This window comes from Sphingomonas sp. PvP018 (assembly GCF_017876865.1).
In the GTDB taxonomy this organism is placed as follows: domain Bacteria; phylum Pseudomonadota; class Alphaproteobacteria; order Sphingomonadales; family Sphingomonadaceae; genus Sphingomonas; species Sphingomonas aerolata.
The window spans coordinates 434,546-456,506 of the sequence record NZ_JAGIOU010000001.1 but is presented as its reverse complement, the minus strand read 5'-3'; the positions used below and the strand labels follow the sequence as shown (position 1 = coordinate 456,506).

The following is a 21,961-nucleotide window of genomic DNA, read 5'->3' as shown; positions in this document are numbered from 1 at the left end:
CGGCAATGACAACCCCCGTTACCCTCCGCGCGGAGATCGGCGCCGTCGATGTCTGACGCGCCCAAGGTCGCTATCGTCACCGGTGCCTCGCAAGGCTTGGGGGAGGGGATCGCAGACGCGTATCGCGCGCGCGGCTGGCGTGTCGTCGGCGTGTCACGATCGATCGCAGCGTTGCAATCGGACGACTGGATCACCGTTGCGGGGGACGTTGCCGATCCCGAAACCGCGAGGCGCGTCGTGATGGCCGCGCGCGACCGGTTCGGGCGAGTAGATACGCTCGTCAACAATGCCGGCGTTTTTATCGGCGAGCGCTTTACCGATTACACGGCGGAGCAGTATCGCCAGATCACGCAGACCAATCTCGACGGCTTCTTCCACATGACGCAGGCGGCGCTGCCGCTGATGGTTGAGCAGGGCAGTGGCCATATCCTGCAGATCGTCACGACGTTGGCGGAGCACGCCAATGTCGAATTCCCCTCGGTGCTGGCGTCGCTGACCAAGGGCGGGCTGGCTGCGGCGACGCGCAGCCTGGCGATCGAATATGCCTCCCGCGGCGTACGCGCCAACGCGGTGTCGCCCGGCATCACCGAAACGCCGATGCACCCTCCCGAGACGCGCGCCGGGCTCGGAGCGTTTCACCCGCTCGGTCGGATGGGCACGGTCGCGGACGTGGTCGGCGCGGTGCTGTACCTCGAGGATGCCAGTTTCGTGACCGGCGAAATACTCCACGTCGACGGTGGGCAGGTCGCCGGTCACTGACAGATCAGAAAGGTACGATCTCTGAGGGGGCCAGCGGGCGCCGAGCCCCCTAACCCCCTTGGCGCTACTGCAAGACGTGTTTGGCGAATCGGCGGACGAACGCGGCGCTGGCCTGTGGATGCGCGACCGGGAGCATATGGCCTCCGCCGGTCATCTCCAGCGTCGCGCCAGGAATTGCGGCTACTGCCTGCTCGCCATCGATCGAGGGGGCGATCACTTGGTCATCACGACCATAGAGCAACGCGACCGGGACCGTCAGCTTGGCATAGCGACTGACGATCGCGGCAAGGTCAACGTCGGCGCTGGCCAATTCAACTAGCGCAGCATTGAACGCAACCGGGCGATCGCCAAGCGCGCCGCCACCGCGCGTGCCAAAATCGGCCGGGACTGGATCGGGCGCGAAGATTTTGCCCCAGCGCAGGCCATACGCCGCACGGCTGATCGGCGTGCCAAGCAGATTGGCGAAGAGCGCGCGCCCGCCAGGGTTACTTTCGATCGCGTTTGCCACCGAGGCGGGCATCGATCCAGGCGGCTGCGTCATCGGCGCCAGCAGCGCGAGGCCTGCGACCGAACTAGGGCGGTGCGTGGCCACGCCGAGGGCGACCGCACCGCCCAGCGAATGACCGACGAGCAGCGGCGGACGATCGAGCGCGAGCGTGTCGATGAACCCTGCGATGATCGCCGACTGGCCTAGGATACCGGGTTGTTCGCCGGTCGGCACCGAGTAGCCCGAGCCGGGCCGGTCGACCAGGATGACACGGTACTCGTCGGCCAGCGCATCGGCGACACCGTAGGAGAAGTTGCGGAGCTGCGCGCCCAACCCGTGGATCAGGACGATCGGCGGTCCCGCACCGCGATCGACATAGTGGATCCGTGCACCCGCGACGGTGATGAAACGGCCTTCGGCGGGCACGTCCTGCTCGATCTGCTTGGTCGCCACCCGAGTGTAAACCGCGGCCGCTGCCAGCGTCGCAGCGATGATCCCAGCCGAGCGAAGTGCGATCGAGCGTTTCGGGGCGTCATCGGAAACCGATTTGGACGCAAAGAAGCGGCGCATGTCGGCGAGCAGCAGATCGGGTTGCTCCAGCGCGGCGAAGTGGCCGCCCGCGGGCATCTCGGTCCACTGGGCGATGTCATAGGTCTTTTGCGCCTGCGAGCGCGGCGGCGGCGGAAAGACCGGGTCGGGGAATGCCGCGACTCCGGTCGGTACGGTAATCCGCGCTCCCGCGGGGAAAGTGCCCGAGTCCTCCAGCATGCGGCCACGGTACATCCAGGTCGAGGTTACGAACGATCCCTCGACCAGATACAGCATGATGTTGGTAAGGAGCAGGTCCTCGTCGAACGCCTGCCACAGGTCGGGGCGGCCACGTGCGTCGCGTGGCACATCGGCCCATGCGCCGAACTTCTCCAGGATCCACGCCGCGACGCCGACCGGGCTGTCCGACATCGCCACGCCGAGCGTCTGCGGGCGCGTGCCCTGTTCCTGCGAATAGCCGGTTTCTTCCTTGGCGAGCTTGGCGCGTTTCGCAGCCCAGGCGACCTCGTCGGGCTTTTTCGGCACCGCGTCGTTGGCCTGGAGCAGCACCATGTTCAGATGGAGTCCGGCGATCGCATCGGGATGCGCGTGCGCCATCCAGCCACCGATGGCGGCACCCCAGTCGCCGCCCTGCACGAGATAGCGTCGCGTGCCGAACAGCTCGACCATCAGGCCGTGCATGAGTTCTGCGGTCTGTTTCGGTCCGATCGGAGACACGGGGCGGTCCGAAAACGCGTAGCCGGGGAGCGAGGGAACAACGACGTCGTGACCATCGGCGACGAGCGGCGCGATCAGCGCCTCGAATTCGAGGAACGACCCCGGCCAGCCGTGTAGCAGAAGCAGCGGGGGACGTGAGCCATCGCCGCACGCATGAATGAAGTGGAGGCTCTGCCCCTGCACGTCGGCCGTAAACTGCGGCAGCATATTGAGCCGCCGCTCCTGCGCGCGCCAGTCGTAGTCCGCCAGCCAATAGTCGACGAGCCGCTTGAGATCGGCGAGGCCGACGCCTGACTGCCAGCCCCCCGCGTCCGGCATGATGCTCCAGTCGAACGCCTCGACCTTGGCGCGAATGGCGGCGAGCCGGTCGTCGGGTACCGCTATGGTGAAGGGTTCTGCCATGTGTCGATCCTGCCGAAGGGGGTAAATCCTGCTCCCCCGATTGAAAGCCTAACGTCGAACGCGCGAAAGCCGCCGAAAGGCGCTTCGAAGCGGGATGAACGGACGGCTGCTTTTGGGAAGCGGGTACGGCGGTTTGGACATCTGGAATTGGGTCAAACCGCTTGGAGCGGCGTGGCGGTGAAGAAAAATTTTAAGCCCCCAGTTTTTGCAGGCTCAACCGTTCTTGGATCGTACCTTATCTCGGCGAATGTGCCGTCTACGATGCGACGAACGATTTCATCGATGATTGCAATTGGCACACCCATTTGCGGGTCGGACAGGCTTACCGCTCGGCGGAGCTCATCGGGCGGACGATAGGGGTCGTCCGCCCGATAGTCATCGGTCCTCTTAGTACGTCACGCCGCCCTGCGGAGCGCCTCCATCGGCACAGCGTCCGCATACGTCCCGCCAGCCGGTATGTGGACCGACCCATCCAGTTCGACACCGTACATTTGCGCCGCTGTTTCGCGCCAGCGGTAGTCCGCGCGTTCGATGCCGCGCGCGACGCGACTGCCTCGAGGCAAGGCCGATGCAGTCAAGATGGAGCGAGGACCGACCGACCATCGGTGCGTGTCCGTCAGCAGTTCGACGGGCGCATCGTCAGCGGCGGCGTAGAGCCGAACCCGGGAATGCCAGTCGACGTGAAGCGTCGCGCGGGTCGCGAGCGATATTCCGATCGGACCTTTTGCGATCGGCCGGGCGAACTCGACGTACACGACATCGCGACCGGATTGCTCGACGATCGCCGCAATCTGTAACGCCTCGGTCGCCTCCTTGCGCCCGCCCGACGCGAACGCGATTGGGTTTCCGATAGGGGCAAATTCCGGATAGCCCATGACCACACGCAATGCGTGAGTCCAAGCCTGCATGGTGTCGATGGAATGCTGGATGCTCATATCAATCATCTCCTTTGGGCTCTCGGCCCACTGTTCGTTTTCCGCCCCTTCACCGAGGCTATCATCACCGTTTATCAGCAGGCCGCAGGCGCGAGAGTGTCCAGTTTTCTGGTTTCGATCGCGAAGGACTCAGCGAGCAGATCATCGCCGTATCGTCGCCAGTCCGCGGCGTAGCTGCGGTGCGAGCAGTGTTCGGCGACGAAGCTGGTCAGTCGGCGCGTCGCTTCCAGGGTGGAGACGGTGCCACCGCTTAGATGCCGCCATCGCATCAGCAGCGCAGCCGTAGAGAGGACATCGCCTTCGGATACCGAGCGGACCGCCGACCATTTACCCTGCGCCATCAACTGACTGACGAGGTTTGGTCGGCACGTCAGCTTGGCGGGTATGCGCAATCGTGCGGCGACTTCGGCAAGGTGTGCAGGGACAGCGCCACCGCACATTTCGGAGCACAGATCGAGATGGCCAGAGGCATCGCGTCGCCACGGCGATCGCAATCCAGCTAGGTTAGGCGGGAGCCGTAGGCCAGCGTCCACCGCCGCGATCAAAAGTTGCGGCAGGTCGGTGTGGAATCCGCCCCATGTCACGATCTGGACATTTCCGAGATGCTCCATGTCAGCGAAAAATGCCTTAAGGACAGCGGCTTCATCATGCTCGGGCAAACCAAGGGTTTCGAGCCGTAGCGGGCGCAGACCATCAGCGGCCTCGGTCATCACCAGCCAGGACAGGGTTGTGATGCGATGGCAGGGCCAGCGCGGTGTGACGCGAGGGTCTGTCCGCAGATCCCGCGGGGTCAGATGCGACGCATCGGCGGGGAGGAAACGTTCGGCCGCCTAGTAGCGAGCATGCGCTTCATGGTCGTAGGCGAGCTCGGCGTCGAGGACGACGACGAAGCGTGGGGATGTGCTCTTCCAGAGCGAGGTGACGTCGTGGTGCATGGTGGTTCTCCAGTGAGCCCCTGGGGGCCGTGAGTTGAGGAAGGGTGGTGGTCAGCGGGCGGTGTGTTGGTCAGCGCGCCAGCGATCGAGCGCGCGCAGCGCGGATTGCGCCGGATGCAGGGGGTCGTCGAAGTCGCCGAACATCCTCGCCCAGCACTGCCAGCCAGCAATCGCCTCGCCGATGAGTTCGGCAGCGGTGGTGACGGGATTTGGTAGCAGGTACGTGGGCATCGCCGCGTCGCACTCGTCGACGGGGGTGTTGGGCCGGCACAGGCAGGGCATATGCATCGCCCGCGCCTGACGTATATGCCAGGTGTGTCCCCGCGGCATGTCGCGCCAGCGACCGGATGTGTCGGCAGCGGCCTTGACGATGTTCGGATGCAGTGTCGGATCTGCGAGAGCGATCAGGCGGCGTGGGACTGAACCCCAGTTTGAATAGGTCACGATCGCGCCATCGTGTGACGGGATTTGTGGTTCGAGCCATTCGAGCAGATCGACCGCGCTTTCGCCTTCGGACAGACACATGGCGTCGGCGGCGAAGCGAGAGCCGCCGTCGGGATCCGGCACGACGGCAAGGACACCGATGCCGAACAAAATTCTAGCATCCGGTCGATGACAGGCGGCAGGACAGGAGCCGACCGTACGGACGGCAAGCGCAATGGACGCGGGCTCATAGCCCCGCTCCTCGATCGACATGTCGATGAGAGGCATAGCATTTTCCTTAGGTTGCGCCGCAGACGCGGCGGTTTCGGTTCAGTTGGTGACGGACAGAAGGTCCGCGAGATGGAGCCGGGCGACCGCATGGTCCGCCTCGTCGAGCCAGGCGGCGAAATGGCCGCCGATGGTGTCGGCGATTGCTTGTCCAGCAGAGCTAAGGCCGGGGAGGCGTTGCAAGACGAGCCGAAAGGCGGCCAAAACATCGAGCTGTGCATCCTGTGCGATGTAACAGACGTCGGAGCGCACCCAGGCGGCGAAGCGGCGATCCGGATCGACGGGCGCACACAGGATTTGCGACAGCTCGCACGCTTCAGGAAAGGTCAACGCCGTTCCATCGACGCTGGCGGACAAGTCGAGCACCTGCTGTTGGCCGCAGCCCGACAACGCGCGCAGCGAGGGGGACCAGTCGGCTGCGGGCAGACGGTCGAGCAGCGAGGCCATATCGGCCAGACGGTAGCCGGTGATGGTCACACCTTGGCGGGTCAGGTGCCGATCGAGCCACGACAGAAAATCATCGGCGGTATCGGACGGTCGGAGGATGCAGCTGTCGAGCGTGAAGCGGACCAAGGCCCCGTCCATTTGGGCAGTCAGCACGGCGGCACCGACCGCTATTTTCCGGTCGATACCGATGCGGTGGCCGACATCGAGTTTGGCGACGTTTAGTGTGACGATGGGTGTGGGAAGCATAAATGACTCCGGGACGAGCGGACGCACCCGGCCCCATCAACAGGGGCAGGGTGATACGCTGATGCTGGTGGAGATCGGCAGGAGGCCGATCGGTGCTTATGAAGAGCCAGGTCGGAGATGACAGCGCTTGGCTGATCTATTTTTCCTTCAGCTGACCCTTCACAGCCTTTTCATCGAAATCGCTCTGGCTACATCCGCCGCCGTTTCCTAAAAGGAGGGGATGGCTTGCCGTTCGCCGTCCTCACCGTTCTCTCGCAGCCATGTTGCTGCGACACGGAGTGGTGCTCATGGATGAGCTGATTTTCGCTATCGTTGGGCCGTTGATGGAAGCTCTACGGTCTTTGTACGTCAGCCTCTGCTGGTGGACGCTGGCGCGCGCGAACGTACAACCTCGTTTATCGCGGTGGCCGGTGAAGCGACGACCGGCGTTTGCTGATCATCCGCCGTCCGCTTGGGCTGCCCCGTAGATTCTTGCTGATCCGCTGAGACGTTGATCAACAAGGAATTCCTAAATGACCAAGGACAAGAACCAGCGTCGGCTGGCCAGTAGCTGTGCGTGCCAAGCAGGCGGGTGCAGGATCACGCAGAAGGCTGCCGGTTGTGATCCACACGTCACTGAGCTTTCCGCATACGAGCCGGGGGACGTACCAGAGGATCAGTCGGTCGCGCTGGTGGTACTAAGCGTGCCGAACGGCCGAAGCGGCGCAGCCGCGTCCTCCGCGTTAGCGCTGGGCGGCCTGAGCCGCCCACCTCGGCCGCTTGGCCGATCCAATGCTCCGGAGGAGCACGCATTCAATCTCGGTGCTTGCACCAGATTGTAGGTATTGCGCCTAACCTACTGAAGTCGGCTTGAAAGCTCCGGATTTTGGTCAAGCTCACTTTTGTCGGTCTGAACGCCGCCACGGTGGTTTTCATTGCTGCCGACAGCCTTGTGTCAGGCGCAACGCGTCGGAAAAGGGCCGGCAGGGATCTGCTTCGGCTGAGCCGAGACTGATCAACCAACCCATCTCGCACTTATTCGCCCGACAAAAGGACAGTCGCTCCGCGAATCCGTGTCTGTCGGGTAAATCATGAAAGCACTTTGCAATGAACAAGTTAGAACTAGACCTGATCCGTCAAGCGCTCACCATCGAGGAGTTTGACGAGTACCAATCGGTTGTCCGCCGGATCGCGGACAATAGCCGGGCGATTCCAACCAAGGTGGCACAGGGGGTCGACCTCGGTGAGATGTTAACGGAGCTGAGTGTTGGTTTGGCTCCAAGGCTGGAGACGGCGAAAAGTGCGGGGGCCACTGACCGCCGCGAGAAGAATGCCGCGGAGCTGCCGTGGGTCCATAAGGCATCACACAAGGCGGTCCTGCAGGACATCGAGCGCCTGCTCTGGTTCAACAATCGTATCATCATTTTTGCAGCACAGATGACGGCGAAACACTCTCTGCTCGGGCAGTTACTCGCCGCCCAGAAGCTGGCGGCGCTGAGCGTGATGCAACGAGACGAAGCGGAACTCGGTAAGGTGCTACTGACGTTCGTTCGCCGATTAAAAAACGCTGATTTGAAGACGGAGGCCGTAAAGGATCTGCCCAACGCAATGATTGCGGCGCTGGCAGCAGCTCTAAACGGCAAGGACGGCAACGAACTTGCCGACGCGCTGGGTGTCCCGACGAGAACACGGGCCAGTAAAGACGTCGCCGAAGTGGACGACGAACTAGACGCTTTGGAAAAGCAGATCGCGGCGGCAAAGAAGGGGTCTTGGTTGTCGCCAACCTATCTGGAACTGGCTGCCCTACTGCCGGACGAACCACCCGTTCATCTACAGCCCGAGGACTGGGATTACGACAAGGGCGACCTCCCGCGGGAGTGGTGGTCGGCGATTTTCGAAGCGGACCAGTACCGCTTCGAGGACCGGCTCGCAACTCCGGAAGAAGAAAGCGCGGTCCTCGGCATGCCGCTGCCAGAGGCACACGATTGGGCAACCCTTTTCGACAGAGATGCTGGTTTTGGAGAGATCGCCTTCAGACACATTCGAAACCCGCGAGGAGCGCAGAATAACGTGCGCGACCTGTTCAAATCGCGAACTCAATGTGATCCCGACTGCGTCGACGACAACGTCGTCCGCGTCTGGATCTTCCTCCTAGCTGCTCGCCAGATGAGCCCTGAAAAACACGATGGCTTGTTTGGGCGGGCGTATTTTGACGGTGTCACGATGCCGCTGACTTCGCCTACTCCCAACATGGTGCGAGTACTGCGATGGATTGGTAATGATTAAAGCACTGCCGAGTCCTGAATGCCGGCATGGGTTTACAGTGCGCGTTGGTGGCCGGGACTCTTGACCGTCGCACATGGCCGTCGCACAGTGCGCCGGCCATGTGGCTAAACCCGCAGGAAAGCTAGGTTTTTATCGCGCTGAATAGATGGTCGGGGAGACAGGATTCGAACCTGCGACCCCCTGGTCCCAAACCAGGTGCGCTACCAGCCTGCGCCACTCCCCGACGCCGCAGCCCTTAGCGGGTGCGGTTGACGAAAGGCAAGCAGCTTCGTGTCGGCGGGCAGGGAAAGTCGTCACTGAAGGACGGGGCCAGCACCCGAACGATAGCCTTGGCGGGGAAGGGTAGCAGCGTAGCGGGCGGTCCACGCGTCGATGCGAGCCATGCTTGCGTCAGGGCGAGGTTCCGATGCGGACGCCCCTATGGCAGAGCGGTCGGCATGTCGGCAAAATCTATCCTATCGAGTGCGTTGCGACGTGGCGCTTTGACCATCGCGGCGATGACCGCGGTCACCACCCCCGCATGTGCGCAGGACGAGGCGGGGTTTCAGGCCTATCTCGGCCAGCTTCGCACGCAGGCGCTTGAGGCCGGAGTCACGGCGCGTACGGTGGACTCCGTCTTTCCTACATTGACGCTGAACGAGCGTGTCATCGCGCTCGATCGTGCACAGCCGGGCAGCGGCACGAGCAGCGCCATTCCGGCCTTCGCGCCGTACAAGGCGCAGCATGTCGACGCGGCGCGGATCGGACGCGGTCGGGAAACCTATCGGGCGCAGCGGGGCAGGCTGCAGCGTATCGAGCGCGAAACAGGTGTGCCCGAATCGATCATGGTCGCGATCTGGGGGCATGAGACCAATTACGGTAGCTATACCGGAAATTTCGACATTCTGCGGTCACTCGCGAGCCTCGCTTATGAGGGGCGTCGGCGATCACTGTTTGCGGGCGAGTTCATTGCCGGCTTGAAGATCGTCGACCGGGGCATCTCGCGCGAACAACTCAAGGGCAGTTGGGCAGGCGCGATGGGCAATCCCCAATTTCTGCCGTCCATCTATCTTCGACTGGCCCGTGACGGGGATGGCGACGGCCGCGCGGATATTTGGAACAGTCCGGCCGATACGCTGGCGTCGATCGGCAATTATTTCACCAATGCCGGCTGGCGCAGTGGCCAACCCTGGGGCGTCGCGGTCTCCGTGCCGCAGGGATTCGATCGGTCGCAGGTACGCAATCGGCTCGTGTCGCCGCGGTGCCCGCGCGTGTTCGAACGGCATAGCGGCTGGCGAACGATCGCGGAGTGGCGCGGTCTGGGGGTGATGACGCAAGGCGCCTCGTGGCCGGCCGACCATGTCATGGCGACGCTGCTCGAACCCGACGGTCCCGGCGCCACGGCGTATCTGCTCACGAGCAATTACCGCGTAATCCTCGACTATAATTGCTCGAATTTTTATGCGCTGTCGGTGGGGCTGCTGGCGGATGCAGTCGAGCGCTGACCGGCGTGCCCGATAGACTCAAAGCCAAGCGTGACGCGGTTGCCAAGCCCGGCTATGACTTCGATAAGGTCCCGGCGGCGCCGCGAGCCTGCCTCCCATCGCGTTCCTCTTTGACGTAACGGATATCATGACGAAGCTGCCCATGAACACGCTGCCCTTTACTCAAATGGTCCGGCGCCGCATCACCGTCGCACCGCTGGCAATGATCGCGCTTGCGACGCCGTCGATCGCAGCCGCGCCACAGTTCCAGACCAGTGCACCGATCGCCTATATGGAAGATCTGTCGTCGGGCGCGGTCCTGTTCGCACGCGATGCCGATCGCCGTATGCCGCCGGCGTCAATGGCGAAGATGATGACGGTCTATGTCGCGTTCGACATGCTCAAGAAGGGCGAGCTCAAGCTCGATCACATGGTCACCGTCCGGCCGGAGACCTGGGCAAAATGGCATGGTCCGTCAGCAGGTTCGACGATGTTCCTGTCGGCGAACGAGAGCGTCAGCGTGGCCAATCTGCTGTATGGCATCGTGACATTGTCGGGCAATGACGCCTGCGTCGTTCTTGCGGAATCAATCTCGGGCTCGGAGCCCGCCTTCACCGAGCGCATGAACCGCGTCGCGGCACAGCTCGGCCTCAAGGACAGTCATTTCGGCACCTCGAACGGGTGGCCCGATAACGGCGTGACCTATGTCACTGCGCATGACCTGGCCAAGCTGGCATCGGCGACGATCACCAACCATCCCCAGCTCTACAAGCAATTCTATGCAAAGCGCGATTTCACCTGGGGCAAGACCATGGGCGGCAGCGCGATTACCCAGGCTAATCGCGATCCGCTGCTCGGCCGCGTCGCGGGCGCCGACGGGTTGAAGACCGGACATACCGAGGAAGCCGGATACGGATTCACCGGGTCGGCCGAGCAGAGTGGTCGCCGTCTGGTATTGGTCGTCGCAGGCCTGAAGAGCTCGACCGAGCGCGCGAACGAGTCAGTGAGGTTCATGGACTGGGGCTTCCGCGCGTGGCAGTCCAAGCCGATCGTCGCAAAGGGTCGAAAGGTCGAGGAGGCCAGCGTGCAGATGGGCGGCTCATCGAGCGTCGGCCTCATCGCGCCCAAGGCGCTGACCGTCACCGTACCCGCGGGGACATCGCCGAACCTGAACGCCAAGGTCGTCTATCAGGGGCCGGTCAAGGCGCCGATCAAGGCGGGCCAGCACATCGCGGATCTCGTCGTGTCGATGCCGGACGGGGTCGAGCAGCGTATGCCGCTGGTCGCGGAAAAGGACGTTGCCGAAGCCGGGTTCTTCGGGCGCGCCTGGTCTGGGCTGACCGGGCTGTTCGGTTGAGGCTTGGCGTGCCGGCGCGCGTGCGCACCGTTCGGGTGAGCCCGTCCCCGGCATGACCGACATAATCGGCAATGCCGCGGCGCAGTCCGCTTTCGCCGCGGCGATGCAAAGCGGCGCGCTTCACCATGCGTGGCTGTTCACGGGCCCGCAGGGCGTTGGCAAGGCAAGCTTCGCACGGCTCGCGGCGATGCGCATGCTGGCCGATGCGCGCGGCGGGTCGACCGAGCCGTGCGGGTTTGCCGTGCCGGCCGGCGACCCCACCCGCGCGCTGATCGAGGCGGGTTCGCACCCCGATTTTCGCCTGCTGACGCGTCTGCCCAAGGATCCTGAAAAGCCCGACCAGGATCTCGCGCGCAGTATCACGATCGCGCAGGTCCGCACGCTCCAGCCGCTCTTTGCGACGACGCCATCGATGAGCCCGCGCCGGGTCGTCATGATCGACGCGATCGACGATCTGGAGCGCGGCGGCAGCAATGCGTTGCTCAAGAACCTTGAGGAACCGCCCGCCGGCACGATCTTCCTCCTGGTCAGCCATGCGCCGGGACGGTTGTTGCCGACGATCCGGTCGCGGTGCCGGGTCTTGCGGTTCGAGGCACTGACGCCCGACGAGGTCGCGATGACGTTGCGACAGGTGCAGCCGGACCTCGACCACGACGAGATATCTGCCCTCGTACGTGCGAGTGAAGGAGCGCCGGGCAGGGCGCTGCGCTACGCGGGTCTCGATATTGCGAGCCTCGACGAAGCAATTGCGCGGATCGCCGACGAAGGCGATCGCGATAACGGGCATCGGCTCCGGCTGGCGAAGTCTCTGGCTGGGAAGGCGTCTCAACCCCGGTATGAGGCGTTTCTCGATCGCGTGCCGGCGTTCATCGCGCGTGCGGCGCGGGACCGGTCGGGCGTCCGGCTCAAGACCGCCCTCGACGCACATGCCGCGGCGCGTGACCTGTCGGCCGCCGCCATCGGCTTGTCGCTCGATGCGCAGGCGACCGTCTTCGAGCTAGCAGGAATTCTTGCGACGCTGCGTACCTGACGAAGCGGGCGGCATGGGCTTCACCTCCTCGGGGGGATGCTCTAGGAGCGCCGACATGGCCGACCCTTACTACATCACCACCGCAATCCATTATCCCAATGGCCGACCGCATATCGGTCATGCCTATGAAATGGTTGCAGCCGACGCGATCGCTCGTTTTCAGCGCCAGGCCGGACGCGACGTGCTGTTCCAGACCGGGACCGACGAACACGGCCTGAAGATGGTCCAGGCCGCCCGCGACCGCGGCGTCCCCGTTCGCGAGTTCGCGGATGAAATGTCGTCCTATTTCAGCGGGATGGCGGACCGTCTTGATATATCCTATGATCGGTTCATCCGGACCGTCGATAGCGATCATTACGCGGCGAGCCAGGCGATCTGGGAAGCGATGGCGGATGCCGGGGACCTTTATCTCGATCGTTATGAGGGCTGGTATTCGGTTCGCGACGAAGCCTTTTACGACGAGTCCGAACTGACGGGGGAGGGCGCCGATCGCCGGTCTCCGCAAGGCACGCCGGTCGAATGGACTGCCGAGGAAACCTGGTTCTTCCGCTTGTCGAAATATCAGCAGCCCTTGCTCGACCTCTACGCCGCGAACCCCGACTTCATCCGTCCCGAGAGCCGCCGCAATGAGGTCATGCGCTTTGTCGAAGGCGGCCTGTCCGACCTCTCGGTGTCGCGGACGAGTTTCGACTGGGGCGTGCCCGTGCCGGGAAGCCCGGGTCATGTCATGTATGTCTGGGTCGACGCGCTCACAAATTATCTTACGGGGACGGGCTATCCGAACACGGGGTCGGATGACGCAAATCTCGCGCGTTTCTGGCCGGCGGACCTTCACCTGATCGGCAAGGACATCGTTCGCTTCCATGCCGTGTTCTGGCCCGCTTTCCTGATGTCCGCGAACATCCCGCTGCCCAAGAGCGTCTTTGGCCACGGCTTTCTCCTGACCCGCGGCGAGAAGATGTCGAAGTCGGTTGGTAATGTCGTCGATCCGATGGTGCTGGCGGATGCGTTCGGCGTCGACGCCCTGCGCTATTTCTTCCTTCGGGACGTCAGCTTCGGTCAGGATGGGAGCTATTCGGCCGAGGCGATCGTGACGCGGGTCAACGCCGAGCTCGCGAACAGCTTCGGCAATCTGGCCCAGCGGACATTGTCGTTCCTTGCCAAGAACCTGGACGGTGCATTGCCCATGGCGACTGCGATCGAACCGGCCGACGCGGCGCTGCTCGAAGACGTCACCGCGGCCTGCGCCGCGTTCAGGTCCGGCTTTGCGGAGCTCGCACTGTCGCACGCCATCGAGGCGTGGATGCGGGGCGTCTTTGCCTGCAACCAGTATATCGACGTGCAGGCGCCCTGGGCGTTGCGCAAGACCGACCCGGCACGGATGAACACGGTGCTGGCGACGTTGGTGCGCGCAATCCGGATGCTCGCCATCACGATTCTTCCGGTCGTGCCGAGCGCAGCGAGCAAGGTCCTCGACCAGATCGGTGCAGAGGGCCGGGACCATGCCGCGCTTGACGATGACGGCTGGTATGACCGGCAGTCCGCGAGCGACTTCCGGATCGTCGCGCCGACCGGCGCGTTCCCACGGCTCGAGATGCCCGCGGAGACCGACGCCTGATGCTTGCAGACAGTCATTGCCACCTGAATTACCCCGGCTTGATCGAGGATCAGCAGGCGGTTCTCGATCGCGCGCGGGCGCGCGGTGTGACGGCGATGCTCAACATCTCGACGCGGGAGAGTGAATGGGATGCGGTGATCGCCACCGCGGACCGTGAGCTCGATGTCTGGGCTACGGTCGGCATTCATCCCAATGAAGCGGATGCCCATCCTGCGATCGACGCGGCGCGTCTGGTCGAGCGCGCACGTCACCCGCGGGTCGTGGGCTTGGGTGAGACCGGGCTCGATTATTACCGCGAGACCTCCGACCGCGCGCGCCAGGCGCTGAGCTTCCGCGCGCATATCGACGCGGCGCGGGAGACCGGCTTGCCGATCGTCGTGCATACCCGCGATGCCGAAGAGGACACCGCGGCGATCCTTTCGGACGAGATGGGGAAGGGGGCCTATGGCGGCGTGATCCACTGCTTCACGGCAAGCTCAGCATTTGCCGACAAGGCACTCGAACTCGGCCTTTATATCTCGCTCTCGGGAATCGTCACGTTCAAGAACGCGCGCGACCTTCAAGCGATCGCTGCGCGCTTGCCGATCGAACGCCTGCTGATCGAAACCGACGCGCCCTTTCTTGCGCCCGTGCCCAATCGGGGCAAGACGGGGGAGCCCGGCTTTGTCGCTGATACCGCGCAGTTCGTGGCCGACCTGCGCGGCGTCTCCATCGGGGAGTTGTCTCACCGGACCGCCGAAAACTTCCATACTTTGTTCGCCAAGACGCGGCCGGGCGTTACGCCGGTCGTGGCGCATCGCGCGTGAAGATCACGATCCTCGGCTCGGGGACGTCCTCGGGCGTGCCCCGGATCGGCAATGACTGGGGTGCCTGCGATCCCGCCGAACCGCGCAATCGCCGCACCCGCGTCTCGGCGCTTGTCGAGCATGCCGGAACGCGGATCCTGATCGATACAGGGCCGGACATGCGTGAGCAGTTGCTCGCGGCGAACATCTCCGAGGTGGATGCGGTCATCTGGACGCATGATCACGCTGATCACTGCCACGGCATTGATGACCTCCGGCAGCTCTATCACGCGATGGGCACGCCCGTAATCGGCTTTGCTCGGCCGGCCACGCTCGCCGCGCTCGAGGATCGCTTCACCTATGCGTTCCGGGGCCGCAGCGGCTATCCGTCGACGATCGCCGGGGTGGTCTTGCCGGACCGACTGACGATCGGCGCGATCGACATTCGCGTTACCGATCAGCCGCACGGATCGATCCACGCCGCTGGGCTGCGCTTCGAGGCCGATGGCAAGGCAATCGGTTATGCGACCGATTTCAACATCATGACCGACGATATGGCCGCGATGTATACGGGGCTGGACGTCTGGGTCGTCGATGCACTGCGCCGTCGTCCGCACCCGACGCATCCGCAACTCTCGGCCGTCTTGGGCTGGGTCGATGCGTTCAAGCCGCGGCGGACCGCGCTTATCCATATGGACAACAGCATGGACTATGCAGCCTTGAGGGCGGAACTGCCTGACACAGTGGAGCCTGGCTTTGATGGGCAGATCCTGGAAGCCTGACACGTACATACATATCCTAGTCTATTTTACATAATGTATATTATCGGACCGGACGTGGTTCGTTATGAAGCTTTTGATTTTGTCATAGCATCGGCGATGTCCACGTCATTCTCACTTTATGCGGAGCGCCGCCATGATTGACCGCCTCACGACCATCATGGCGCGACTGCGCGATCCGGATACGGGATGCGAATGGGACCGTGTTCAAACGTCGAGGACGATTGCCCGCTACACGATCGAAGAGGCCTATGAGGTCGTTGACGCGATCGAACGCGGCGATCTTGCCGATCTGAAGGACGAACTCGGCGACCTGCTGTTGCAGGTAGTGTTCCATGCCCGCATCGCAGAAGAAGCCGGCGCGTTCACCCTGCCCGACGTCATCGACGCGATCAGCGACAAGATGGAGCGCCGACACCCGCATGTCTTCGGTCCGGCGGAGACATCGCCCGGTTGGGAAACGATCAAGGCGACCGAGCGCGCGAGCAAGCCTGACCAGAGTGCCCTCGCCGGCGTCGCCACCGCGCTGCCTTCGCTGGCGCGTGCCGACAAGCTGCAAAAACGTGCTGCGCGGGTTGGGTTCGACTGGCCCGATCCAACCGGTTCCCTGGCCAAGGTACACGAGGAGCTCGACGAGATTGCGACAGCGACCGCCGACACACTGGCCGAAGAGGTCGGCGACCTTCTGTTCTCGGTGACCAATTATGCCCGCCACCTCGGTGTCGATCCCGAGGTGGCGTTACGCGCGGGCAATGCAAAGTTCGAAGCCCGGTTTCGCGCGATGGAACACATGGCCGGTCCCGGCTTCGAAGCCTTGTCGCTTGGGGAGAAGGAAGCGCTTTGGCAGGCGGTCAAGCGTCGCGGCGGCTGAACCGGTCGTAATCGGTGTCGGACAGCCGTACGTCATAGGTGGTGGCCAGCCCGTCCGCGAGACTGCTGAGCACCTCGCCATGCGCGTGCAACCATGCCGCGCCTGCGCCGTCCGTCGCATCGAGCGTAATGTGATAGCGGCGATGCGCATCCGTCAGTTTGGCAGCGACCTGCTCGACGAGATGGTCCACCCCCTCCCCACTCAGCGCCGAGATCGCCACGACATCCTCGCGATGCGCAGCCTCCCCGGCAATCTCGTCATGGTCGGCAGGATCGAGCAGATCCAGCTTGTTCCAGACTTCGAACCGCGGGGTCATATCGTCGACGCCGATGTCCGCCAGCACCGCCTCGACATCGGCACGTTGCGCCTCAGTATCGGGATGCGCGATGTCACGCACATGGATCAGCAGATCGGCGGACACCACTTCCTCGAGCGTCGCCTTGAACGCCGCGACGAGCTGGGTCGGCAGGTCCGAGACAAACCCCACCGTGTCGGAGAGGATCGCCTTGTCGATACCGGGCAACCGGATTTGCCGAAGCGTCGGATCCAACGTCGCGAACAGCAGGTCTTCGGCCATGACGTCGGCACCGGTCAACCGATTGAACAGCGTCGACTTTCCGGCATTGGTATAGCCGACGAGCGCGATGACGGGCCAAGGGGCTCGTTGGCGTCGCTCCCGGTGCAGGCCGCGGGTACGGCTGACCTGCTCGAGTTCGCGCCGGAGCCGCGCCATCCGGTCCCGGATGAGCCGGCGATCCGCCTCGATCTGGGTTTCACCAGGCCCGCCGAGAAAGCCGAACCCGCCGCGCTGACGCTCGAGATGGGTCCAGCTCCGGACGAGCCGGCCAGCCTGGTAGTCGAGATGCGCGAGTTCAACCTGCAGCCGCCCTTCGGCCGTCGCCGCGCGCTCCCCGAAGATTTCGAGGATCAGCCCGGTGCGGTCGATGACCTTCGTCTCCAGCGCTTTTTCGAGATTGCGCTGCTGGATCGGGCTCAGGCTCGCATCGAACACGACGAGCCCCGCCTCCTCCATTCGCACCTGTGTCGCGAGGAGCTCGACCTGCCCGCTGCCGATCAACGTTGCCGGCTTGGCCTGGCGGACGCGATAGGCGATCCGTTCGACCACCTCCACGCCAATGGCGGCGGCAAGGCCCGCCGTCTCTTCAAGCCGTGCGTCGATATCGCGTGTCGCATCACCCTGGTCGGGCAAGACGACGATCGCTTTCGTGCCGCGGGCGAACTCGTCGCGGTCACGGTCGAAACCACTACTCATGCGCATTGCCCCAGGCCGTCATGATCATGCGTCGTCCACCGCATCCGTCTCATCGCTGTCGTCGGGATCCTCGGCAAGGTTCAGGGGCCGCGCAGGCTGGATCGTCGACACCGCGTGCTTGTAGACGAGCTGCGCCATACCTTCGCGCTGGAGCAGCATGCAGAACAGGTCAAAGCCGGCAATCTGGCCCTGGAGCATGACGCCGTTGATCAGGAACATGGTCACGCTGTCTTCCGACTTGCGGACCGCGTTCAGGAAGATTTCCTGCAGAAGCGGCTGCTTCTTCTGCGTTTCTGCGACGGCGTTTACGATCGCGGCGACGTCCATCGGTCCCGCGGGCATGATCGTCGAGATCGCATGCTTGTAGATGAGCTGGGACTGACCGTCGCGACGTAACAGCACCGAGAAATTATCGAACCAGGTGACGATACCCTGGAGCTTGACGCCCTTGACGAGGAACATCGTGACGGGGGTCTTGGTGCGGCGCAGTGCGTTGAGGAACAGGTCCTGGAGCGAGCCAATTTTTTCGGCCAATGGGATAACCCTTGTTTTTGGCGGGACTTTGCCCGCGTGGCGCCGTTTCCCGGCGTCGGAGATCACCCGATTGCCGGGCGAGCGTCTAATCTATGTTCCCGGTACCGCTTCGTCCATAGGGGCGGGCGACGGATATGCGATCAATCGTCGCGCGTCTCGGTGATCCCGAGCAGCTTCAGCTTCCGGTGCAGCGCCGATCGCTCCATCCCGATAAAGCTCGCGGTGCGCGAGATGTTGCCGGAGAACCGACGGATCTGCACGCGCAGATACTCCCGTTCGAAGGTTTCACGCGCCTCGCGTAGCGGCGAGCCCATGATCGCGGTCCCCCCGGCGCTGCCCATGTCGCCCTGATCGCCCAGGACTTCGGCCGGCAGCAGGTCGAGATCGATGCGCCCCAGTCGGTCGCCCGGCGCGAGGATGATCGTCCGTTCAACCACGTTGCGAAGCTGGCGCACATTTCCCGGCCAGTCGTAGGATTGCAGCGCAACCATCGCATCGGGCGCGATTTCCGGTGTCCGGACCCGGCGTTCCGCCGCATAATGCGCGATGAAATGCTGGACCAGCGCAGGAATGTCCTCGCGGCGATCCGCGAGCGGCGGGATAGCCACCGGCACGACGTTCAACCGGTAATAGAGGTCCTCGCGAAACCGACCCTCGGCAATCTCGTGGACGAGGTCGCGCGCCGTCGCGGACACCACACGCACATCGACCTTGACGACCCTGGTACCGCCGATCCGCGTAAAGCTCTGGTCGGTCAGGACCCGCAAGATCCGCGCTTGGGTCGTGATCGGCATGTCGGCGATCTCGTCGAGGAACAGCGTTCCGCCATGCGCCTGCTCGAGCAGCCCGGGGCGGATTTTGTCCCCGCCCTCCTCCGCGCCGAACAATTCTTCGTCGACACGTTCAGGGGTCATCATCGCGGCGCTGACGATCACGAATGGCGCATCGGTGCGCAGGCTCCAGCCGTGCAGAAGGCGAGCAGCGACCTCCTTGCCGACCCCTGCCCCGCCCATGATCAGCACGCGGCTGCCGGTCGCGGCGACACGCTTGAGTGTTGCCCGGACGCCGTTGATCGCCCCCGAATTGCCGGTGAGATCGGTCTCGCGGCCGACCGTGGCCCGCAGCGAGGCGACCTCGCGGCGCAGCCGTTCGGTCTCGGTCGCGCGCGCCACCATGAGGAGCAGTCGCTCGGCCTCGAAAGGTTTTTCGATGAAGTCCGATGCGCCCCGCCGGATCGCCGCCACCGCGGTGTCGAGATTGCCGTGACCCGATATGACGAGCACCGGGATCGACGGATCGCGCCGTTTAATTTCGTCGAGCAACTCCAGCCCGTCGAGGCGCGACCCCTGAAGCCAGACGTCGAGCAGCACGAGCGACGGACGCCGCGCCGCGATCGCTTCGAGCGCGGCGTCGCTGTCGCCCGCATCGCGCGTCTGATAGCCCTCGTCCTCCAGGACGCCGGCCACCAGTTCGCGAATGTCACGTTCGTCGTCCACGACGAGAATATCGAGCGCCATCAATTCATGTCCGATTGCGAGTCATTGCGACGAGCTGGCCATCCCCTGCCGGCTCGGGTGCGGATGCCCCCTGATCAAGCGCGACCAGCGCTCTGGCGTCGAAGTTCATGGTGACAATGGTGCCCCCACCGGGACGATCCGAAAACGCGATCGTCCCGCAATGTTCCTCGATGATCTTCTTGACGATGGCAAGCCCGAGCCCCGTCCCGCGCGCGCGCGTCGTCATATAGGGTTCGATGATCCGGTCGCGTTCGACCGGCAGACCGATCCCCGTGTCGGCGACTTCGATCGCGACGCAGTGCGCCGTTCCATCGTGGCGCGTCTCGGTCAGGGTCATGGTAACCGCCCCGCCCTCGTCGTCGCCGCGCGTCTCGATCGCCTCAACCGCGTTCTTGACGATGTTCGTCAGAGCCTGCCCGATCTGCCGGCGATCGCACACGAGCATCGGACCGGGGTCGTCATGAACCAGCAGAAAACGGATCCCCGGATGCGCCACCTCGTGGAGGAACATCGCCTGGCGTGCGGCGTCGAGCAGTGATTCCTCGCGGAAGACGGGCTTGGGCATCCGTGCGAATGACGAGAATTCATCGACCATCCGGCGCAGGTCCGCGACCTGGCGGATGATCGTGTCGGTGAGCCGCGCAAATGTCCCGTCCTCCGCGGGGATCTTGCCCCCATAGCGTCGCTGCAGTCGCTCCGCGGCGAGCTGGATCGGCGTCAGCGGATTCTTGATCTCGTGCGCGATCCGGCGGGCGACGTCGGACCAGGCGGCGCGGCGCTGGTCGAGCAGTTGCTGCGTGATATCGTCGAAGGTGAGGATCGGGCCGGTCGGCGCATGCGCGATCCGGACAGCGAGCGTCCGCGCATCGCCGGCTTGGCCGACCTGGACGATCGCTTCGCGCCCTCCCTCCTGTACAAGCGCGTCGAGTTCGGGCGCAACCTCGTGCAACGGCTTGCCGACAAGACCGTCCGCGCCGAGCAGCTGGATCGCAGAGCGATTTGCAATCCGGATCACGCGGTCCTTCGCGGTCGCGACGACGCCCGCCGAAACATCCGCCATAACCGCCTCGATCAGCGCACGACGGGTCTCGAGCTGGTCGTTCGCGGTCATCAGATCGCTGTTCTGCTCCTGCAGCCGACCGGTCATCTGGTTGAACGCGCGCGCCAGTGTGCCGACCTCGTCGCGGCTGCGCGGATCGGGCACGCGCGCGGTCAGATCACCCTCGGCCACCCTACGCGCTGCATCGACCAGTTCGCCGACGGGGCGTACCAGACGATCCGCGACAGCCAGCGCGATCCAGACAGCAACGCCAACGATGAGCAGGGAAATACCCAGCAAGGCTGCGTTGAACAGGAGCTGGAGGCTGCGTGACCGGGCAAGCAGCTGGCGATAGCTTGCCAGCACGGCGTTGGCGCGCGTCGTCTGCTCCGACAGGAGCTTGGTATCCTCGACGCGTCCGGCATAAAGGAAAAGTTCGTCGGCGCCGGGCAGCATCGTGATCGTGCGGATACGATCGCCCGTCACCGATACCGCGGCGGGCTTGCCACTACGCAACTCACGGATCGCCGCTGGCGTCACCTGTCGCGTAAAGTCGATTTCATAAGGGTTCACAACCGCGAAGGTCTGGATCTCGTTCTGTGGCGTGACCTTGAACAGCGCGGCTTCGGACAGGCTGCGATAATAGACCTGTTGATAGAAATACCCGGAGAAATCTGGGCTCTGTAGCGATCGCTCCCGCAGGTAATTGGACATGTCCGCAGCCATCGTGACGCTCGCCTCTTCCCAGCGGCTGAGCTGGCGCGCGTAGGACGACTGGGCGAGTTCGGTGGCGTTTTCGAGCATCCCGCGTGCTTGATCCGAATACCAGAATTGCACGCCATATTGGAATAGCAGCGACGCGAAGATCGTCACCAGCAGCATCGGCACCGCGGCGACGATCGAGAACAGGGCGACGAGCCGGACGTGCAGACGCCCCCCCCCGCCAACCGGAGACCGGGCGGCGCGGCGCATCGCGACCCGCCGGCCGAGCAGCATCAGCAAGGCGATGCCGGGGACGAGATTGGCGATCAGCAGCAGCGCGATCAGCGGCGGCGCAATCAGGCGCTGGGGCGAATTGGCGCCGCTGATGAGCACATAGCTCGCCACCGCGACGGTAATCGCCAGCGTGACCACCAGCGCCTCAAGCGCAGGCGTCACTGCGAACCGGTGCGGTGGCACGTCGTCTTCGATGGCAAGCGTCGCGGGGGCGATCATCGTTGCCGTGATACAACGACAATTGTT

18 protein-coding genes and 1 tRNA gene are annotated in these 21,961 nt (G+C 64.0%); 9 read left to right on the top strand and 10 right to left on the bottom strand.

Annotated elements, in window-relative coordinates:
* The first annotated feature begins 48 nt into the window (after window positions 1-48).
* Window positions 49-759, top strand: a complete 711-nt coding sequence (locus tag J3A66_RS01830; protein WP_031396369.1) for an SDR family oxidoreductase — start codon at window positions 49-51, stop codon at window positions 757-759.
* 64 nt (window positions 760-823) lie between these two features.
* On the opposite strand, the gene J3A66_RS01825 is transcribed toward J3A66_RS01830, so the two are convergent.
* The 5 genes from J3A66_RS01825 to J3A66_RS01805 form a co-directional block, all read right to left on the bottom strand.
* Window positions 824-2,914, bottom strand: coding sequence for an epoxide hydrolase family protein (locus tag J3A66_RS01825; protein WP_209566699.1), 2,091 nt, complete (start codon window positions 2,912-2,914; stop codon window positions 824-826).
* 395 nt (window positions 2,915-3,309) lie between these two features.
* Window positions 3,310-3,849, bottom strand: coding sequence for a hypothetical protein (locus J3A66_RS01820; protein ID WP_209566690.1), 540 nt, complete (start codon window positions 3,847-3,849; stop codon window positions 3,310-3,312).
* 74 nt (window positions 3,850-3,923) lie between these two features.
* Complete coding sequence (locus J3A66_RS01815; RefSeq protein WP_281064213.1) at window positions 3,924-4,628, bottom strand: hypothetical protein; 705 nt, start codon at window positions 4,626-4,628, stop codon at window positions 3,924-3,926.
* Between the two features lie 207 nt (window positions 4,629-4,835).
* A complete protein-coding gene (locus J3A66_RS01810) occupies window positions 4,836-5,495 on the bottom strand; it encodes a hypothetical protein (RefSeq protein WP_209566688.1) in 660 nt (219 codons plus the stop codon).
* A gap of 42 nt (window positions 5,496-5,537) precedes the next feature.
* Complete coding sequence (locus J3A66_RS01805) at window positions 5,538-6,188, bottom strand: hypothetical protein (protein WP_209566687.1); 651 nt, start codon at window positions 6,186-6,188, stop codon at window positions 5,538-5,540.
* Window positions 6,189-7,274: 1,086 nt separating this feature from the next.
* Here J3A66_RS01805 and J3A66_RS01800 point away from each other — a divergent pair.
* A complete protein-coding gene (locus tag J3A66_RS01800; protein ID WP_209566686.1) occupies window positions 7,275-8,453 on the top strand; it encodes a hypothetical protein in 1,179 nt (392 codons plus the stop codon).
* A 146-nt stretch (window positions 8,454-8,599) separates the two neighbouring features.
* On the opposite strand, the gene J3A66_RS01795 is transcribed toward J3A66_RS01800, so the two are convergent.
* Window positions 8,600-8,676 (bottom strand) — tRNA-Pro (locus J3A66_RS01795).
* A 274-nt stretch (window positions 8,677-8,950) separates the two neighbouring features.
* On the opposite strand from J3A66_RS01795, the gene J3A66_RS01790 reads away from it, so the two are divergent.
* From J3A66_RS01790 to mazG, 7 genes are all read left to right on the top strand, one after another.
* A complete protein-coding gene (locus J3A66_RS01790) occupies window positions 8,951-9,937 on the top strand; it encodes a lytic murein transglycosylase (RefSeq protein WP_156363416.1) in 987 nt (328 codons plus the stop codon).
* 202 nt (window positions 9,938-10,139) lie between these two features.
* Window positions 10,140-11,273, top strand: coding sequence for a D-alanyl-D-alanine carboxypeptidase family protein (locus J3A66_RS01785; RefSeq protein WP_236701710.1), 1,134 nt, complete (start codon window positions 10,140-10,142; stop codon window positions 11,271-11,273).
* Window positions 11,274-11,325: 52 nt separating this feature from the next.
* Window positions 11,326-12,303 carry an AAA family ATPase gene (locus J3A66_RS01780; protein ID WP_209566684.1) on the top strand — a complete coding sequence of 326 codons (978 nt, stop codon included), beginning with the start codon at window positions 11,326-11,328 and terminating at the stop codon, window positions 12,301-12,303.
* Between the two features lie 55 nt (window positions 12,304-12,358).
* Window positions 12,359-13,921, top strand: coding sequence for a methionine--tRNA ligase (gene metG, locus J3A66_RS01775; protein WP_209566683.1), 1,563 nt, complete (start codon window positions 12,359-12,361; stop codon window positions 13,919-13,921).
* On the top strand, window positions 13,921-14,727 hold the full coding sequence (locus J3A66_RS01770) for a TatD family hydrolase (protein ID WP_209566682.1): 807 nt from the start codon (window positions 13,921-13,923) through the stop codon (window positions 14,725-14,727). The genes metG and J3A66_RS01770 overlap by 1 nt, the downstream gene beginning before the upstream one ends.
* Window positions 14,724-15,488, top strand: coding sequence for an MBL fold metallo-hydrolase (locus J3A66_RS01765; RefSeq protein ID WP_209566681.1), 765 nt, complete (start codon window positions 14,724-14,726; stop codon window positions 15,486-15,488). Before J3A66_RS01770 ends, J3A66_RS01765 begins: the two co-directional genes overlap by 4 nt.
* A gap of 133 nt (window positions 15,489-15,621) precedes the next feature.
* Window positions 15,622-16,356, top strand: coding sequence for a nucleoside triphosphate pyrophosphohydrolase (mazG, locus tag J3A66_RS01760; protein WP_209566680.1), 735 nt, complete (start codon window positions 15,622-15,624; stop codon window positions 16,354-16,356).
* Here the strand turns inward: mazG and hflX are convergent.
* The 4 genes from hflX to J3A66_RS01740 all read right to left on the bottom strand — a co-directional run bounded on the left by hflX (window position 16,337) and on the right by J3A66_RS01740 (window position 21,934).
* On the bottom strand, window positions 16,337-17,629 hold the full coding sequence (gene hflX / locus J3A66_RS01755) for a GTPase HflX (protein ID WP_209566679.1): 1,293 nt from the start codon (window positions 17,627-17,629) through the stop codon (window positions 16,337-16,339). The genes mazG and hflX overlap by 20 nt on opposite strands.
* A 24-nt stretch (window positions 17,630-17,653) precedes the next feature.
* Window positions 17,654-18,229, bottom strand: coding sequence for an RNA chaperone Hfq (gene hfq, locus J3A66_RS01750; protein WP_261362599.1), 576 nt, complete (start codon window positions 18,227-18,229; stop codon window positions 17,654-17,656).
* Window positions 18,230-18,303: 74 nt separating this feature from the next.
* A complete protein-coding gene (locus tag J3A66_RS01745; protein ID WP_031393368.1) occupies window positions 18,304-19,680 on the bottom strand; it encodes a sigma-54 dependent transcriptional regulator in 1,377 nt (458 codons plus the stop codon).
* Window positions 19,681-19,684: 4 nt separating this feature from the next.
* A complete protein-coding gene (locus tag J3A66_RS01740) occupies window positions 19,685-21,934 on the bottom strand; it encodes an ATP-binding protein (RefSeq protein WP_209566678.1) in 2,250 nt (749 codons plus the stop codon).
* Window positions 21,935-21,961: the final 27 nt, after the last annotated feature.

Bases quoted from the DNA above. Each gene is read 5' to 3' on its own strand.
- J3A66_RS01830 (WP_031396369.1), top strand. From the start codon at position 49: ATGTCTGACGCGCCCAAGGTCGCTATCGTCACCGGTGCCTCGCAAGGC.
- J3A66_RS01825 (WP_209566699.1), bottom strand. From the start codon at position 2,914: ATGGCAGAACCCTTCACCATAGCGGTACCCGACGACCGGCTCGCCGCC.
- J3A66_RS01820 (WP_209566690.1), bottom strand. From the start codon at position 3,849: ATGAGCATCCAGCATTCCATCGACACCATGCAGGCTTGGACTCACGCA.
- J3A66_RS01810 (WP_209566688.1), bottom strand. From the start codon at position 5,495: ATGCCTCTCATCGACATGTCGATCGAGGAGCGGGGCTATGAGCCCGCG.
- J3A66_RS01805 (WP_209566687.1), bottom strand. From the start codon at position 6,188: ATGCTTCCCACACCCATCGTCACACTAAACGTCGCCAAACTCGATGTC.
- J3A66_RS01800 (WP_209566686.1), top strand. From the start codon at position 7,275: ATGAACAAGTTAGAACTAGACCTGATCCGTCAAGCGCTCACCATCGAG.
- J3A66_RS01790 (WP_156363416.1), top strand. From the start codon at position 8,951: ATGACCGCGGTCACCACCCCCGCATGTGCGCAGGACGAGGCGGGGTTT.
- J3A66_RS01785 (WP_236701710.1), top strand. From the start codon at position 10,140: ATGATCGCGCTTGCGACGCCGTCGATCGCAGCCGCGCCACAGTTCCAG.
- J3A66_RS01780 (WP_209566684.1), top strand. From the start codon at position 11,326: ATGACCGACATAATCGGCAATGCCGCGGCGCAGTCCGCTTTCGCCGCG.
- metG (WP_209566683.1), top strand. From the start codon at position 12,359: ATGGCCGACCCTTACTACATCACCACCGCAATCCATTATCCCAATGGC.
- J3A66_RS01770 (WP_209566682.1), top strand. From the start codon at position 13,921: ATGCTTGCAGACAGTCATTGCCACCTGAATTACCCCGGCTTGATCGAG.
- mazG (WP_209566680.1), top strand. From the start codon at position 15,622: ATGATTGACCGCCTCACGACCATCATGGCGCGACTGCGCGATCCGGAT.
- hflX (WP_209566679.1), bottom strand. From the start codon at position 17,629: ATGAGTAGTGGTTTCGACCGTGACCGCGACGAGTTCGCCCGCGGCACG.
- J3A66_RS01745 (WP_031393368.1), bottom strand. From the start codon at position 19,680: ATGGCGCTCGATATTCTCGTCGTGGACGACGAACGTGACATTCGCGAA.
- J3A66_RS01740 (WP_209566678.1), bottom strand. From the start codon at position 21,934: ATGATCGCCCCCGCGACGCTTGCCATCGAAGACGACGTGCCACCGCAC.